The sequence below is a fragment of the Moorena sp. SIO4A5 genome (genome assembly GCF_010672005.1).
GTDB lineage: Bacteria > Cyanobacteriota > Cyanobacteriia > Cyanobacteriales > Coleofasciculaceae > Moorena.
The window spans coordinates 1-14,300 of the sequence record NZ_JAAHHZ010000142.1 but is presented as its reverse complement, the minus strand read 5'-3'; the positions used below and the strand labels follow the sequence as shown (position 1 = coordinate 14,300).

The 14,300-nt window shown below is 43.3% G+C and carries 15 protein-coding genes and 2 pseudogenes; 11 read left to right on the top strand and 6 right to left on the bottom strand.

Annotated elements, in window-relative coordinates:
- A partial coding sequence (locus F6K57_RS28835) for a J domain-containing protein (protein ID WP_293071742.1) occupies positions 1–331 on the bottom strand: 331 nt, incomplete at its 3' end.
- A gap of 738 nt (positions 332–1,069) precedes the next feature.
- Here F6K57_RS28835 and F6K57_RS28830 point away from each other — a divergent pair.
- Positions 1,070–2,245: a pyridoxal phosphate-dependent aminotransferase gene (locus tag F6K57_RS28830; RefSeq protein ID WP_293071741.1), complete on the top strand. Its 1,176-nt coding sequence runs from the start codon at positions 1,070–1,072 to the stop codon at positions 2,243–2,245.
- A gap of 110 nt (positions 2,246–2,355) precedes the next feature.
- Here F6K57_RS28830 and F6K57_RS28825 read toward each other — a convergent pair whose 3' ends face one another.
- Positions 2,356–2,808: a helix-turn-helix domain-containing protein gene (locus F6K57_RS28825; protein ID WP_293042487.1), complete on the bottom strand. Its 453-nt coding sequence runs from the start codon at positions 2,806–2,808 to the stop codon at positions 2,356–2,358.
- Between the two features lie 174 nt (positions 2,809–2,982).
- On the opposite strand from F6K57_RS28825, the gene F6K57_RS28820 reads away from it, so the two are divergent.
- Positions 2,983–3,174, top strand: a complete 192-nt coding sequence (locus F6K57_RS28820) for a hypothetical protein (protein WP_293071740.1) — start codon at positions 2,983–2,985, stop codon at positions 3,172–3,174.
- A gap of 72 nt (positions 3,175–3,246) precedes the next feature.
- Here the strand turns inward: F6K57_RS28820 and F6K57_RS28815 are convergent, their stop codons facing one another.
- Positions 3,247–3,567 (bottom strand): NfeD family protein, encoded by a 321-nt coding sequence (locus tag F6K57_RS28815; RefSeq protein WP_293043813.1) that lies wholly within the window; start codon positions 3,565–3,567, stop codon positions 3,247–3,249.
- Between the two features lie 310 nt (positions 3,568–3,877).
- Here F6K57_RS28815 and F6K57_RS28810 point away from each other — a divergent pair, with 310 nt between their 5' ends.
- Positions 3,878–4,009: a hypothetical protein gene (locus F6K57_RS28810; RefSeq protein ID WP_293043815.1), complete on the top strand. Its 132-nt coding sequence runs from the start codon at positions 3,878–3,880 to the stop codon at positions 4,007–4,009.
- A gap of 41 nt (positions 4,010–4,050) precedes the next feature.
- Entirely contained in the window at positions 4,051–5,445 is a 1,395-nt protein-coding gene (locus F6K57_RS28805) for a sugar porter family MFS transporter (protein WP_293071739.1), read from the top strand.
- Between the two features lie 212 nt (positions 5,446–5,657).
- On the opposite strand, the gene F6K57_RS28800 is transcribed toward F6K57_RS28805, so the two are convergent.
- Positions 5,658–7,715 carry a M48 family metallopeptidase gene (locus F6K57_RS28800; RefSeq protein ID WP_293071738.1) on the bottom strand — a complete coding sequence of 686 codons (2,058 nt, stop codon included), beginning with the start codon at positions 7,713–7,715 and terminating at the stop codon, positions 5,658–5,660.
- Between the two features lie 108 nt (positions 7,716–7,823).
- Here F6K57_RS28800 and F6K57_RS28795 point away from each other — a divergent pair.
- The 5 genes and pseudogenes from F6K57_RS28795 to F6K57_RS28775 all read left to right on the top strand — a co-directional run bounded on the left by F6K57_RS28795 (position 7,824) and on the right by F6K57_RS28775 (position 12,736).
- Positions 7,824–9,260: pseudogene (locus tag F6K57_RS28795) on the top strand (transposase).
- 933 nt (positions 9,261–10,193) lie between these two features.
- Positions 10,194–10,343 (top strand): hypothetical protein, encoded by a 150-nt coding sequence (locus F6K57_RS28790; RefSeq protein WP_293071737.1) that lies wholly within the window; start codon positions 10,194–10,196, stop codon positions 10,341–10,343.
- 124 nt (positions 10,344–10,467) lie between these two features.
- Positions 10,468–11,910, top strand: a complete 1,443-nt coding sequence (locus tag F6K57_RS28785) for a HAMP domain-containing sensor histidine kinase (RefSeq protein ID WP_293043821.1) — start codon at positions 10,468–10,470, stop codon at positions 11,908–11,910.
- An 80-nt stretch (positions 11,911–11,990) separates the two neighbouring features.
- Positions 11,991–12,407, top strand: a pseudogene (locus F6K57_RS28780) (element excision factor XisH family protein).
- The gene (locus tag F6K57_RS28775) at positions 12,395–12,736 is read left to right on the top strand and encodes a XisI protein (RefSeq protein ID WP_293022352.1); all 342 of its coding nucleotides are present in this window, start codon (positions 12,395–12,397) and stop codon (positions 12,734–12,736) included. Before F6K57_RS28780 ends, F6K57_RS28775 begins: the two are co-directional and overlap by 13 nt.
- A 77-nt stretch (positions 12,737–12,813) precedes the next feature.
- Here the strand turns inward: F6K57_RS28775 and F6K57_RS28770 are convergent, their stop codons facing one another.
- Positions 12,814–13,266 (bottom strand): DNA-binding protein, encoded by a 453-nt coding sequence (locus F6K57_RS28770; RefSeq protein WP_293022349.1) that lies wholly within the window; start codon positions 13,264–13,266, stop codon positions 12,814–12,816.
- The gene (locus F6K57_RS28765; protein ID WP_293022346.1) at positions 13,241–13,507 is read right to left on the bottom strand and encodes a hypothetical protein; all 267 of its coding nucleotides are present in this window, start codon (positions 13,505–13,507) and stop codon (positions 13,241–13,243) included. The genes F6K57_RS28770 and F6K57_RS28765 overlap by 26 nt, the downstream gene beginning before the upstream one ends.
- Positions 13,508–13,530: 23 nt before the next feature.
- Here F6K57_RS28765 and F6K57_RS28760 point away from each other — a divergent pair, with 23 nt between their 5' ends.
- Both F6K57_RS28760 and F6K57_RS28755 read left to right on the top strand, forming a co-directional pair.
- Positions 13,531–13,662, top strand: a complete 132-nt coding sequence (locus tag F6K57_RS28760; protein ID WP_293022344.1) for a hypothetical protein — start codon at positions 13,531–13,533, stop codon at positions 13,660–13,662.
- Positions 13,663–13,770: 108 nt separating this feature from the next.
- On the top strand, positions 13,771–14,007 hold the full coding sequence (locus F6K57_RS28755; protein WP_293022341.1) for a hypothetical protein: 237 nt from the start codon (positions 13,771–13,773) through the stop codon (positions 14,005–14,007).
- The last annotated feature ends 293 nt before the right edge of the window (positions 14,008–14,300 follow it).

Sequence of the window (14,300 nt, the reverse complement as noted above, 5' to 3'; positions counted from 1 at the left end):
TACTTTCACTAGGTTCGGTGGTTACAGGATTAACTTCCCGTTTATATAAGCCTGACTGACGATATTTGTTTTTTAATGGTGATTGGTTTTGGGCTTTAGGCTTGGGGTGTCTATTTTTCCAACTGAGAGTTTTTTGTAAAGAGCGCAATTGGGCATGAGCTTCATTGATTTGTTGTAGCTTGGAGTGAGCTTTCTGTTGTAGCCGGGGATTACCAGAAAAACGGTCAGGATGCCATACCCAGGTCAAATCGAGGTAGCCCTGGTGAATCTCCTCCTGTGAAGCTCCAGGCTCCAGCTCCAGGATTCTGTAGTATTTCTCTACCTCTAACATTTACAATATCCTCTTCCGACAGTGACAGGAAAATCAATTAGTAGACACAAAGAAGCCCAAACAAACTTGTTGGGGCAAATTTCGCGCTGTGATGAAAGCCCTTGAGTCAGTTCCTCACTACCAAAGTGCTGGAAAAAACTCAGGACTTTAACACTCAGCACTGACAAACTTTTACTTTTATAGCTACTTACTTAGTTCAGGATAAAGGCATCTTATTTTGAAATACCTACTCGATATAAGAGTCATACGATAAGTAATTTTGCTTATTATTTTTGTAATCTTATTTCAGTAAGGCTTCTAGAATTTAGATGCGTTTGTTCTGCTACTTAGTCAAGTAAACAATAAATTTAAGTCTGAATTAATTGGCAGTAAATTGCAGCAAAAAAACACATCAATTTAATAAATATATAGTTTCTAGTCTTTAGTTAACGTAAGTTCATGGTTTGACAGCAAACCTCTACAGCATTGATTAGCCCTGATTAGGTATAGCAGAAGTCAGAAGTCAGAAGTCAGAAGTCAGAAGTCAAACTCTTGCGCTTACTTAGGTTTGAGACTTTTGTCATCTCCTAACTGCCCTGGCGACTGCTATAACAAAGGGACAAGACTGAAAAATAAAATAAATATTAAAAAAATCTAAAAAAAATCTAAAATTTAGTCAAAAATGCCTAGGCATTATGAGATAATGATAAGATTGTCAAAGCAATCGGATTAACAATTCCTCAGTTATTATTTTTGAGCATGAAGCTGGCATCAAGAGTTGGTCAAGTTACCCCTTCCTTAACTTTAGCCATTGCTGCTAAAGCCAAAGCCATGAAGGCAGATGGGATTGATGTTTGTAGTTTTAGCGCCGGAGAACCGGATTTTGACACTCCCGCTCATATTAAAGCAGCCAGTAAGCAAGCCCTGGATGAAGGAAAGACTAAGTATGGTCCAGCTGCTGGGGAACCGAAGCTAAGAGTTGCGATCGCAAATAAACTGCGCCATCAGAATAACCTGGATTACGATACACAGAACGTTATTGTCACCAACGGCGGTAAGCAATCCCTATTCAACTTGATGCTGGCTCTGATTGAAGTGGGAGATGAGGTGATTATTCCTGCTCCCTACTGGCTTTCCTATCCAGAAATGGTAAAGCTGGCTGGTGGCAAACCTGTGATTGTTCCTACAGATGCAACTCAAGGGTACAAAATTACACCGGCTCAGCTCCGTTCATCCATTACACCCCAAACTAAATTATTTATTCTCAACTCTCCGTCTAATCCCACCGGTATGGTTTATACTCCCGCAGAGCTAAAAGCCTTGGCTGAGGTGGTGGTAGAGCAAGATATTCTGGTGGTTTCTGACGAAATTTATGAGAAAATTCGCTACGATGGGGCTCAACACCTTAGTATTGGGGCAGTAGGCTCAGAAATATTCCAGCGCACTATCATTAGTAATGGGTTTGCTAAAGCTTTTGCCATGACCGGCTGGCGTATCGGTTATATAGCCGGTCCACTAGAACTAATTAAAGCAATGACCACGATTCAAAGTCATAGCACTTCCAATGTTTGTACCTTTGCTCAGTATGGTGCGATCGCAGCTTTGGAAGGTCCCCTTGACTGTGTAGAACAGATGCGCCAAGCCTTTGCCCAACGGCGACAGGTGATGTTAGAGCGCCTCACGGCCATGCCTGGACTGACTTGTGTGAAGCCAGACGCTGCTTTCTACTTATTCCCTAACATTAGTCAAACGGGTTTAACCTCTTTGGAATTTTGCGATCGCTTACTCAGTTCCCAGCAAGTTGCTGCAATTCCTGGTATTGCCTTTGGTGCTGATGATTGTATCCGTCTGTCTTATGCTACGGATATGGCTTCCATTGAGAAAGGGATGGATCGATTGGAAAAGTTTTTGCATCAATTCAATGGCCACGGATAAAATCCCGAAGCTTGCCATAGTTCTGTGATCACAATTTTGTGATCAGTTGTTGCCATTCTCGACAAACTTTGATCTCTGTTTTCTGCTGTCGATAACTAGCAACTTAGCTTTCAACCACGAGCAGGAAAACTACCACCAATGAACTGAACATCACTAAAGGTTTCAATCCACAGACGAGCGCCACAAGCCAGTGGAGTGTCTGGCTGATATACAATCCGACACGGACCGAGGATTTCTACCTGGTTGCCGTATACATTGTTGCCACTTCGTTTTACTGAAATCACTGGCTTGCGCTCTTGAGGACTTTTGTTGATATTCGAGCCAATATGATTGCGGTTGACATTAATCTTTGCTAGAGCCGGAGTACGACTGGTACGCCATTTTCCTTTTGGTCCTCTAGTGCCTTTAATGATTTGAGGCAGATTGTTGAACAGGGGAATAATCCAGAATTTCCCGCTTTTATAGGCACCCCGGACCCGACCCTTCTCTAGGAGTTGGCGCAATCGGCGAGGAGAAATACCTAACAGAGATGCTGCTTCAGTAGTACAAACGCACTTGTTCATTTCTGGATTTGAAAAACTATACCTATAACACTATTATAATTTCAAAGCGCCCTTAGTGTCAAACGTCTAGTAAACTCACCTATAAAGTAGGGTGATTATTAATAACTCACTTTAACGGTAGAGTTATTGCCTAAGTCCCTCAGAAAGTGATCGTTAGGGATGCGTGTAGGAATTGTGATAATTTTTCTTTTCTACTCCCTACTCCCTACTCCCTACTCCCTACTCCCTACTCCCTACTCCCTACTCCCTACTCCCTACTCCCTACTCCCTACTCCCTACTCCCTACTCCCTACTCCCTACTCCCTACTCCCTACTCCCTACTCCGGTGATCCGCTGTTCCCTTTGCTATTAGTGCCAAAGGTCTAGTAAACCCAGAAGCCCAATACTGACCCTAGGGTGGTATTGGGCTTTGGCTTAATGTGAAAATACTGTAAACACTCAAGGCAATCGTTGAGTCCAACTAAACAAGCGTGAGACAATTCCTCTGGCTAGGTTTTGGCTCGATTCTTGAGAATCATCGGGAAAAATATAACCGACTGGTACCACAATCAGGGTAATGCCCCGCCGACCAACAACTGTAACTGGGTCTTCAGGTTCAAGGGTGACTTGAAAATCAGAGCATACTTCTGCTGGCCAGTAAGTTGCTTTAAACTTGACTCGTCCTGGCTTATGAGGGGTAATTGTCTTTTCTACCTTGCCAGTGCCAGGCTCTGAGAATAGGTTCATTTCTTCCATGGTGGGGTTTTTAGTTGATTCCATTTGCTGCAAGCTCCCTCAGCTTTACCTTACCTTTAAACTCTACTTTCCTTCTTTAAAGCCTGGTGAGGTATCCCATGCCACTATTTAAACCTGTACACAATTCCTTGGTAGTTAAGGTCTTAGCAAGATTCGGCTTTAATCCTCGCTCTGTCTACTATTGAACCCTGCTATGCCATTGGTGATAGGTCGTTCTTTCCATAGACAGTTGCTTAACTGGCAACTTGTCCACCTAAAGAATTAGGGCAAAAAGCTTCCAGGTATGGATGATACCGAGTTGCATTCAAACAGATTAAATTGGTTGGATAGGGAGATGGGGAGATGGGGAGATGGGGAGATGGGGAGATGGGCGGATGAGATTGTTGTACCTTTGACCGCAACTTGGTATGAATATAGAAAATTGAAAAGTGATGCAGCGCTACTCCCTACTCCCTACTCCCATTAACCCAAGACGAAAGTACCTCACCCCATTGAGAACTGCTATCAATGATAAATGACCAACAACAATACCATATATCTTTTGTAATTCTGATTTCCGCAGTAGCTGCCATTGGTGGTTTTTTATTCGGTTTCGACAGTGCAGTGATCAATGGCACGATTACAGCACTGCAAAAAGCCTTTAACTCCACTAGCGTCGGGACGGGATTTTCAGTATCTTCGATGCTGCTAGGTTCTGCAGTTGGGGCGTTTTACGCTGGACAGATGGCAGATTGGTATGGCCGCAAAAAGGTGATGCTGATCACTGCTGCTTTATTTACTATCAGTGCCATTGGCTCTGGTATAGCAATCAGTATCTGGGATTTTATAGTCTATCGACTGGTGGGTGGCATTGCTGTGGGTGCCGCTAGTGTAATTAGTCCAGCTTACATCGCAGAGGTTTCTCCAGCTCACCTGCGGGGAAGGTTAGGTTCTCTGCAGCAATTGGCCATTGTTATTGGTATTTTTATTGCTTTTGTCAGCAACTACTTGATTGGTATGGCTACCGGTTCAGCAGAAGCACCACTTTGGTTTTCTATACCGGCTTGGCGCTGGATGTTCTGGATGGAGCTTATTCCAGCAACTGTTTATTGGGTGGGGGCTTGGTTAATTCCTGAATCTCCCCGCTTTTTGGTCTCTATTGGCCGATTGACAAAAGCTGCTGCTGTTTTCGCCAAGATTGAGAGTGGTGATGTCCAAGCCAAGGTCTTGGAAATTCAGCAAACACTTCTCAAGGAGCGCAAGCCTAAACTGTCTGATCTGATTGGTAAAAATGGTATGCTCCTTCCCATTGTCTGGGTAGGCATGGGACTATCTCTATTTCAACAGTTTGTGGGAATTAATGTAGTATTCTACTATGGTAATGTGTTATGGCAAGAGGTAGGGTTTTCAGAAGGAGATTCCCTGCTAATTAATGTTATTACTGGCGCTATTAATCTTATTACTACCCTTTTAGCGATCGCATACATCGACAAATTTGGACGCAAACCCCTTCTGCTGATCGGGTCTATTGGGATGACCTTGACCTTGGGGATAATGGCATTTATTTTCACTTTCGCCCACTTGGATAGCGCTGGTGAATTGATTCTGACTCACTCTCAAGGGATTGTCGCCCTCTTAGGCGCTAACCTCTATGTGTTCTGCTTTGGCTTTTCCTGGGGACCAGTGGTCTGGGTGATGCTAGGGGAAATGTTCAACAACCAGATTCGAGGGTCTGCACTGTCTGTTGGTGCTTCAACTCAATGGATGGCAAATTTTTTCATTACCATCACCTTCCCCATTCTCCTGACTAGGTTTGGTTTAGGTACTGCTTATGGTCTTTATACCATTGCTGCTGCTATCTCCTTTTTCTTAGTTGTGTTCGCAGTTCGGGAAACCAAAGGTAAGGAACTCGAAGCCATGTGATCGTAAGTATTCAGCTATCAGCTTAAGCGCTACGCGCACGCGTGCGCGTTCAGCTATCAGCTATCAGGGGCTGGTGGCCACCCTACTTGAGGTGATTTTGAATAAAATAAGCTGTTCACTTAGCTTGAGCCTTGGCCTATGGCTACGCTACGGGAATGGCTGACTGCTGACTGCTGACTGCTGTTCGCCCAGCGTGAGCATAGCCCATATGCTTACTCCTGCTGTAGTTGCTTCTGCTCATCTTCTTGTTTTAGCTCCTGTTCTTCCTTCTGTGTTTTATCCTGGTCATCTTCTTGTTTTCCCTCCTGTTTTCCCTCCTCTTCTTCCTTCTGTTTTTCCTCATATTCTTTGAGAAGTTCAGCAACTCGCTTCTGAATCTCTAGGTGTTTTTCTACACCTTCATAAGTATAACGGTTGTAACCATTCCTGTCAATTATAGCTTCTAAATTATTAATCCGTTCTTTAGTCTCTGGGTGAGTTGAAAGCCAAGGAAATAAGGGTTTTGGTCCACCTTGATCATGGAGAGTAATCATCAAATTGCGCAATCCATCTGCTGCATAGCCACTAGCCGCAAGAATTTTAGTTCCTAAATCATCAGCCTGACGTTCCATATTCCGGCTATAGTTAAGTACAATTAAATTAGCAGCAGTGCCACCATAGGGTATAAATTGGGTAATGTTAGCAGTCAAGTTACCTTGAGTTACTAACTGGAAACCGTGGGATAACACAGCGTGGGATAGTTCATGAGCCAGTAAACCAGCTAATTCTGCTTCGGACTTGGTTTTTAGGATAGCCCCAGCGTTGATAAATATTTTACCTCCTGGTAGAGCAAAAGCATTGAGTTGGTCATCCATAACTACATAAAACTCGTAGTTAAACTCATCGCGACCTGTTACCTTGGTAAGTTCATTTCCCATTTCCCGCACATACTCCAGCACTTCTTCGTCTTCTAGCATCGGTAATTGCTTTTGTGCTTGTTTAGCAATTCTTTTGCCAATGCCTGATTCTCCCTGGAGCATTAATACAGTTGACTCTATTGCTGATAGCGGACCAAAGAGATTACCAGTAAAAACATAACCTAATGTTCCAGTGATCACATTCATTATTGTATTACCGGTAATTTCATTCCGGAGATGGGAAATGTGGCGGTCTAGATGCTGATCAGCGAGCTGAAGAAACTCTTCCGATTGAGGATGCTCAGTATTAAACAGGGCAAATTCACGAGCTACCAGAGATGCTTCAAACCAATTTTCTGAGTCTGCTAGCATTGCCATGGTTACCTTGATTAATTCCGGCTCATTGGGATATAGATTTTTAGCTTGCGTTAAAACTACTAAGGCTTCATCAAGCCGCTCATAATCTTTTAGAGCTTTAGCGTAGCGTATATGACCGGGAATAAATTCTGGTTGCTGCTCTACTAAAAACTTGAGGGGAATTAGAATTTTACTTTCTAAATTCTTTTCTAGCCCTGACTCATAGTTACGCCAATACACTCCACCAGCGGGAGAGAGTTGAGTGGTTTCGTAAATTGGCTCCGGTAGTTTTTGAACTGGTTCTGGATTATCAAAAGGATTCTTGGCTTCACGATATAGTTGTTCAGCACCAATTATATCTCCACTTAGATAAAGTCTATCGGCTTCAATCAGTTTCTGCTGTTTGGCCAGTTCTTCTGGGCTGAGTTCTTCAGCTTCTGCTTCCAGGTCGTTTTCGTTAGCGTCAACAGCCGTTGTGGTTTCTTCTTTCTCTACCTCTGTATCCGCAGTTTCTGTATCCGCAGTTTCTGTATCCGCCGTTTCTGTATCCGAAGCCTCTGTATCCGCAGTTTCTGTATCCAAAGCCTCTGTATCGGAATCAGTATCTTTGGTATCTGAGTCTATTGTAGGTACAGTTGTCGTAGAGCTGTCTGTTTCTGGAAGCTCCCTATCTACTAAGGTATCTTGCTGCTCCGTGTCTTCAGTGGAATTATCCGGTAATGGCACTTCTATATCTATAGGATTTATAGGTATAGGTATACCAGTATCGGAAGTTTCGGTAGAGGCATCGGTAGTCGGTGCTTCAGTTTCAGATATATCCCCCGACCTAGGAACTTCAGTATACTCTGACATGTCAGAAACCTCAGTAGCCCATGCATCTGAGACAGTTAGAGGTTCACTACTGTGTTGGATCGGTTCCGATTCCCCGATTTTGGGAGACTCAGCTAAGGCAGTTGAGGCTTCACCCGCCATTAGGATTCCTGACCAAATTAGCACTAAATTTCCAAAACGTTTCATAATCAAATTGTCGGTATTGACCAAAAATTTTGGGTCTCAAGCCCCGTCCTTCTAGGACGGCTTTCTCTTTTTGTACTATACTTTACCTAGAGTTGTCTCAGGTCAATAATGAAAGTCTTGGAGTTTAAGGCCAAAGGGAACAAAACTCAATATGCCGCAATTGATGAGGCGATCCGCACCGGTCAATTTGTCCGCAACAAGTGTATCCGTTACTGGATGGACAACAAGGGTATAGGACAAAAAGAACTGTATCGTCATAATACGTCGCTTAGAGCTGAGTATCCCTTTGTGAAAGACTTGAACTCCCACGCATGTCAGGCTTCGGTTGAAAGAGCCTATAGCTCAATTGCTAGATTTTACGATAAATGCAAAAAAAAAGTTCCTGGTAAAAAAGGATATCCCAAGTTCAAGAAATTTTCCAGATTCGGCGTAGCCGACGCTGCGCGAACGGTTGAATACAAGACATCGGGCTGGAAGTTGTCAGGGGATGCTAAATCAATAAAATTCTTAGACAAGAAAGGTATCGGGAAACTGAAACTGAAAGGAACCTGGGAGTTATGGCGTTATAATCAAAAGCTAACCCGCGCGGGTTAGATTGGTACGTCGCGCAGATGGCTACTATGTTCAATTCTGTATAAAAGTAGATGAAAAGGAATCTCTAGAACCAAATCATACTAATATTGGACTAGACGTAGGACTTAAGGAATTTTACACCGACTCCAAAGGGGGTGTAGAACCTAATCCCAGGTTTTATCGTAAAGGTGAAAAAAGACTAAAGTTTCATCAACGTCGGGTTTCTCGTAAAAAGAAAGGCAAGGCCGTAGGCCACGCTTCGCGAACATCCAATCGCAGAAAAGCCATTAATAGACTAGGTCGGACACACCTTAAAATAAGTAGGCGACGTGAAGAACATGCCAAGAGACTGGTTAGAAGTTACCGTAAGAATAAAGAAGCCTTTATGGTTAGTCGGCTATGCATAAAAGGTGACAGGTTTTGTTGTAAGGCTGCACTCTTCTAAGGTTTCGTCTCCGGCGCGTTGCGTAATCCACTCTAACGACGTGGTTGCTTACGTTCGCGCAGCGTGCCGTAAGGCAAGACTTAAGGATTAGAAATTTAGTCAAAAATCATTGTCTTGCCAAATCTATTAATGATGCAGGTTGGTATCAATTCAGGAAATGGCTGGAATATTTTGGACAAAAGTTTGGCAGGCAAACGGTAGCAGTTAATCCTGCTTACACTAGTCAAAATTGTTCCAGTTGTGGTGAAGTTGTCAAAAAATCGCTATCAACCAGAACTCACGCCTGCAAGTGTGGGTGCAAATTAGATTCGCCGTTCGCGTAGCGTGGCCTTCGGCCTCAGGCGACGCTACGCGAACGCGACCATAATGCAGCCATCAACATCCTGAAAAGAGCCTTGGGTACGGTGGGGCACACCGGAACCCTGGTCTTAGACCAAAACGCTTTAGGAGAGGAAACCTCGATTCTTCCTGGTTCCGGCCTGGTTGAACAAGTCTCCTCGTTGATTAAAGAATCCCCGTTCTTATAGGACGGGGAGTGTCAATAGAACGGGATATTGATAGAACTAGAAATTAGACTTCTTACAGCAGTAGAAAACTTCGGATCTCCAATCTCGGAAGGATTATCGGAGACTAGTTTTGGACTTTTGCAAGAGGTCTAATATAGCGCTACGCCCAATGGCAAGAGGCAAGAGGAACCCACCCCTAACCCCTCCCAGGAGGGGAAGGCAAAAGTTGACTAGACAAGGTTTTCAGCTTATATCAATGCATACTATTTGACGCGGTGGTGCGTTACGGGACGGAGTGTCCCAACACTTGCTATGGCTTGCGTCTTGGGGAGCCCGTCCCTAACACACCCTACGCCTATATACTCAACCTTAGATCTGGTGATGGCGTCAGGTCATGAGCGGGTGATAGGTAAGCCTCTCACCACTTGTTATTGTTCACAAAGAAATTCCCATTGGTAGATAGTAGTATGTATAAATATACGTTATTTTACCGATTACCGATACTCATAATTGGGCTATGTTTATCAAATAAAATAAATCCCGATAGGGAGTTAAATAAATCCAGTTCAACAGGGTGGCTTTTTACTCGGCTACAAGAAGATACTTACCTCACGGGGTGACAACAAAGCTCAAACCTAGATAGGTGTTAGGTGTATGGTTTTAGGTATTGGGTAAAATGAGCGCATCGGTGTCATTTGTATTTCCCAGCAATTGAAGCAATTTTAACCATACAACGTCAATGATAGTTTTAATCAATCCACCCGCTTGACAATTTTCCCTAACACCTAACCCCTAAAACCTAACCCCTGTAAGATTTTGAATATGCTTGTCACCCCCTGAGGATACTTACAGTTACTAACCTTAGGCTAGTCTACCCAATCAGATCCTGTTAAATTACTTTAGTAGTGTTATCGGTCGAGTTTTTGGTAGTGTTTATATTCCTGGAGTTATGGCTTGATAGTAATAAAAGTTACCAATTACCAATTTACCTATACCAAGAACCCTAAAAGAATTGCGAGAATTTTTGTTCCCTTTTCCCTTTTCCCTACTCCCTACTCCCTGTTCCCAGATCCGCTGTTCCCTGTTCCCTTTGGTTTAGCTTGACAATCCCCATGCTCCCGAAAAAAATATTAGTTATCTGATTCTAACTAGTCTATCAGTAATTTCTCAGATTGTTCTGTAAAACTGATAATTAGTAATATTAATATAAATATTCCGACAAAGACTGATGAAGTTCCCCAGCCGTTTGCTGGAAAAATTCTTGAATAACTACTACCATTATCTTGATTTACGTTCCCTACGGGTAAGACTAACCTTAGGAATTGCCGCTGTTTCAGCCTTAGGTATGGGGAGTTTGGCAATTTGGACCAGCTGGAAAATGCAGCATATTCTGGTTTCCACTCACAAACAGAGTATTAGTTATATTGCAGAGCGCTTCCCCCAGGATGTAGAAATCTATAGCGATATGGTTACCCCGGAAACCGGGATGCAAAAGGCAATTGATAAACTCAGCAATAGTAACACCCTACTCTGGGTAAAGCATCCCAACAATGGTATTGTTGCTCAATCTGAAGCCCTAGAGGTCATGGACACTCTGACTTCTCCGGAGTATTTGTCACGGATACCGCCCATGCCGGAAATCTTGGAAGTAAACGGAAGCTACTGGGTGGTTTGCGGCACTACTTTGGAAGTTAAACAAACCAATCTCGGTAAGTTTTACATTGCCCAAGACATTACTAGTGATCAAAAGATGTTTTTGCAGCTGATCCGGAGTCTGGGGATTGCTACAGTACTTGCTATTGGAGGGATGTGTATTGCGATCGCATTCTATATTAAGCGATCGCTCCAACCACTACAGTTGATGAGTCAGCTAACTGAGAGTATTTCTGCTGATGATTTGGGGGATGTGCAAATACAGCTCGATAATGCTCCCACAGAAGTCAGAGAATTGGCACAAACCTTTGACGAAATGCTCGTGCGTCTGAATGATGCCTTAGAAAATCAACGGCAATTTGTTAGCAATGTATCCCATGAATTGCGTACTCCTTTAACCTTAGTCTCTGGCTATGTCCAAAGTACGTTACGTCGCGGTACTAATTTGAGTCCACCTCAGCGCGAAGCTCTAGAAATTGCGTCTTCAGAAGCTGACCGCACAGTGCAAATGTTGCAGGATTTACTGGATTTGGCACGAGCAGATAGTGGTCATATACACTTCAATCTAGAAGCCTTTGTCTTAGATGACTTGGTGGAAGAAGTTGCTGAGATGGCAAGACAATATAGTAAGCGAGTTATTAAAGTTGAGAGTAATAAACCTGGGATTTGGGTCAAAGCTGATATCAATCGCCTCAAACAAGTCTTACTGAATTTGATTGATAATGCCGTCAAATACTCTAGTATCGATAAACCAGTCACCGTTAAGTTATCTCAGGTAGATGGCAGTGGCAGAATTGAGGTCTGTGATCGTGGTATCGGTATTCCTTTAAAACAACAAGCCCGTATTTTCGACCGCTTCTATCGGGTCGATGAAACTAGAACTCGTTCTACTGGTGGTGCGGGTTTGGGACTATCCATTGTCAGGACGTTGGTCGAAGGCATGGGGGGGAATGTCAAAGTGCGATCGCAGTTAAACAAAGGAAGTACATTTACAGTTTGTTTACCGTTAAAGTACTAGGAAATATTGCCGGGCATCAGGATTTTGGTATGACTATCCTATTATCGGTAGGGTTTTCCTGAAGATATTGCTATTTTACTATGGCAAGAGACAAGTATCATGAACTAGTCAAAGCAGCGCTAGTCAAGGAAAGATGGCTGATGATTACGGATGACCCGCTCATTGTAGAAGCTGGCAAACGTAAGATTCAGGTTGATTTGGGAGCTGAACGGTTAATTGCTGCTCAAAAAGATGGTGAAAAGATTGCTGTATAGATAAAAAGCTTTATTGGTGTCTCAACGCTTCATGATTTTTACCAAGCTTTGGGGCAATTTAGTTTTTATAAGTTTGCTCTTGAAAAAAAGATGCCAGAACGAACATTATTTTTAGCTGTACCAGATGATACCTATGACGATTTTTTCAAGGAAGACTTTATTATGGAACTACTGGATCGCTATCAGGTGAAAATGCTGGTGTATCGGATAGATGAAGCAATTATTGAACGATGGATAAAGTAGCTAAATATAAGTCAATTGTTCGTCAAATCACCATAGAAACTGGGAAGCTGGGTGAGCGTCCTGATGATGAGGTGAAGAGTCAGATTATTTTAGATGATGAGAGAGGACACTACCTGCTTTATTTCAATGGATGGCGTGGCTCTAAACGAACTTACGGTTGTTATCTACACATTGATGTTAGTCACGATGGGAAAGTTTGGGTACACTACGATGGCACTGATTTGCGTATTGCAGAGCAATTGGTACAGCTCTCAATTCCTAAATCAGATATCGTATTAGGGTTCATCTCACCAATTAGGCGAGCAGATACCGGGTTTGCTATCAAGTAAGTCTTAGGATTGGTAAATGCAATCACCTAGCGTGACCTACCGTCAATCCCGACAGTCAAAGACTGTTGCCATGATCATTAGCGAGTGGCGGGGAAACTGCCACCAATGAAGTGAATATCGCTGAAAGTTTCGATCCACAAACGAGCGCCACAATCGAGTGGATTATCCGGCTGATACACAATCTTACACGGACCGAGGATTTCGACCTCGTTGCCGTAGAGATTGGTGCCCTTTCGTTTTACTGAAATCACTGGCTTCCGGTCTTTGGGACTTTTCTTGATATTCGAGCCAATGTGATTGCGATTGACATTAATCTTAGCTAAAGCAGGGGGACGACTAGTGCGCCATTTGCCCTTTGGTCCACGGGTACCTTTGGTAATTTGTGGCAAATGGTTGAACAAAGGAATAATCCAGAATTTCCCGGTTTTATAGGCACCCCGGACGCGACCCTTCTCTAGAAGTTGGCGCAATCGTCTAGAGGAAATTCCTAATAAAGATGCCGCTTCAGTAGTACCAACACACTTGTTCATCAGTTGACTCTCCTTTAACTATTCCTATAATACTATTATAAGAGAGAAAATAAAAATTGACAATGTCAGGGAATCGGGAATCGGGAATCGGGAATAGGGAGGAAAGCGTGGTAAAGGTGGTAAATAGTGTAAGGGTGGGTAGCAAGTCAAGTGCTGTTGTTTCCACTATTAGCGACTGCGTTAATACCGGAATAGTTAGGAAATCGGGAATTGGAAGCGGCTCCAAGGTCGCATCACCCATAGTTCTCTAAAAAATTAATTAATTTGTTACACAGGATTTTTCCCCACTCCACTACTCCCGATTCCCGATTCCCGATTCCCTGTTCCCTACTCCCTAAAAAATTTGTTACAAAAGTTCTTAAAAAATGTTATAATATAATTTTTTTTGTGTTATAATAAAATTACCGTGGGCGCTAAAACGTTCCACGGTAAAAGCCAGCCGACAGTTTCTCCAGGACCCCAGGCTGGCTCTAGACCCCCAGTTAAGGAGATACCTAATATTTTATGTCGTACTCTCAACGCCTACACCCATGGGTAGTTGTTCGGCTGTTGCCCGAAATGCAACGGGTGGTTGTTGCTCGTTTCCGCAACCGTTCTGATGCGGAAGGTCACTTGCAGGCTCTGAAACGACTGATGCCTGATAGGAAATTTATCATTATCTTCGATATTGGTCAGCCTATAGACGCCCAGCCTATAGACGGCGAGCCTATAGACGACGAGCCTATAGAAGAAGAATCTTAAGGAGCAGGGAGTGTGGGAAGTGTGGGAGACCCAGCTCCCCAGCAATCAAATTTTAGTCTGACCCCAGAAACAGCTCTGCAAAGTAGAGTGGGCGTTCTTCAGTAATTAGTCTTAATTCAGTCAATAGTCTATGGCAAAACGTGCAGATATTGGTAGCAAACGTCTAATATCAAATCCGGTTAAATAGTTATCGTTAAGCCTTGGCTGCCTGCCACCAATGAAAATGGGTCAGACCACGAATGAAGTCGCACTGCTTGAGTAAAACACAACAGCGAGCGCAAATTATCTGCTCC

Bases quoted from the DNA above. Each gene is read 5' to 3' on its own strand.
- F6K57_RS28765 (WP_293022346.1), bottom strand. From the start codon at position 13,507: ATGGGTGATGCGACCTTGGAGCCGCTTCCAATTCCCGATTTCCTAACT.
- F6K57_RS28825 (WP_293042487.1), bottom strand. From the start codon at position 2,808: ATGAACAAGTGCGTTTGTACTACTGAAGCAGCATCTCTGTTAGGTATT.
- F6K57_RS28775 (WP_293022352.1), top strand. From the start codon at position 12,395: ATGGATAAAGTAGCTAAATATAAGTCAATTGTTCGTCAAATCACCATA.
- F6K57_RS28770 (WP_293022349.1), bottom strand. From the start codon at position 13,266: ATGAACAAGTGTGTTGGTACTACTGAAGCGGCATCTTTATTAGGAATT.
- F6K57_RS28815 (WP_293043813.1), bottom strand. From the start codon at position 3,567: ATGGAATCAACTAAAAACCCCACCATGGAAGAAATGAACCTATTCTCA.
- F6K57_RS28805 (WP_293071739.1), top strand. From the start codon at position 4,051: ATGATAAATGACCAACAACAATACCATATATCTTTTGTAATTCTGATT.
- F6K57_RS28800 (WP_293071738.1), bottom strand. From the start codon at position 7,715: ATGAAACGTTTTGGAAATTTAGTGCTAATTTGGTCAGGAATCCTAATG.
- F6K57_RS28830 (WP_293071741.1), top strand. From the start codon at position 1,070: ATGAAGCTGGCATCAAGAGTTGGTCAAGTTACCCCTTCCTTAACTTTA.
- F6K57_RS28785 (WP_293043821.1), top strand. From the start codon at position 10,468: ATGAAGTTCCCCAGCCGTTTGCTGGAAAAATTCTTGAATAACTACTAC.
- F6K57_RS28755 (WP_293022341.1), top strand. From the start codon at position 13,771: ATGTCGTACTCTCAACGCCTACACCCATGGGTAGTTGTTCGGCTGTTG.
- F6K57_RS28810 (WP_293043815.1), top strand. From the start codon at position 3,878: ATGGGGAGATGGGGAGATGGGGAGATGGGGAGATGGGCGGATGAGATT.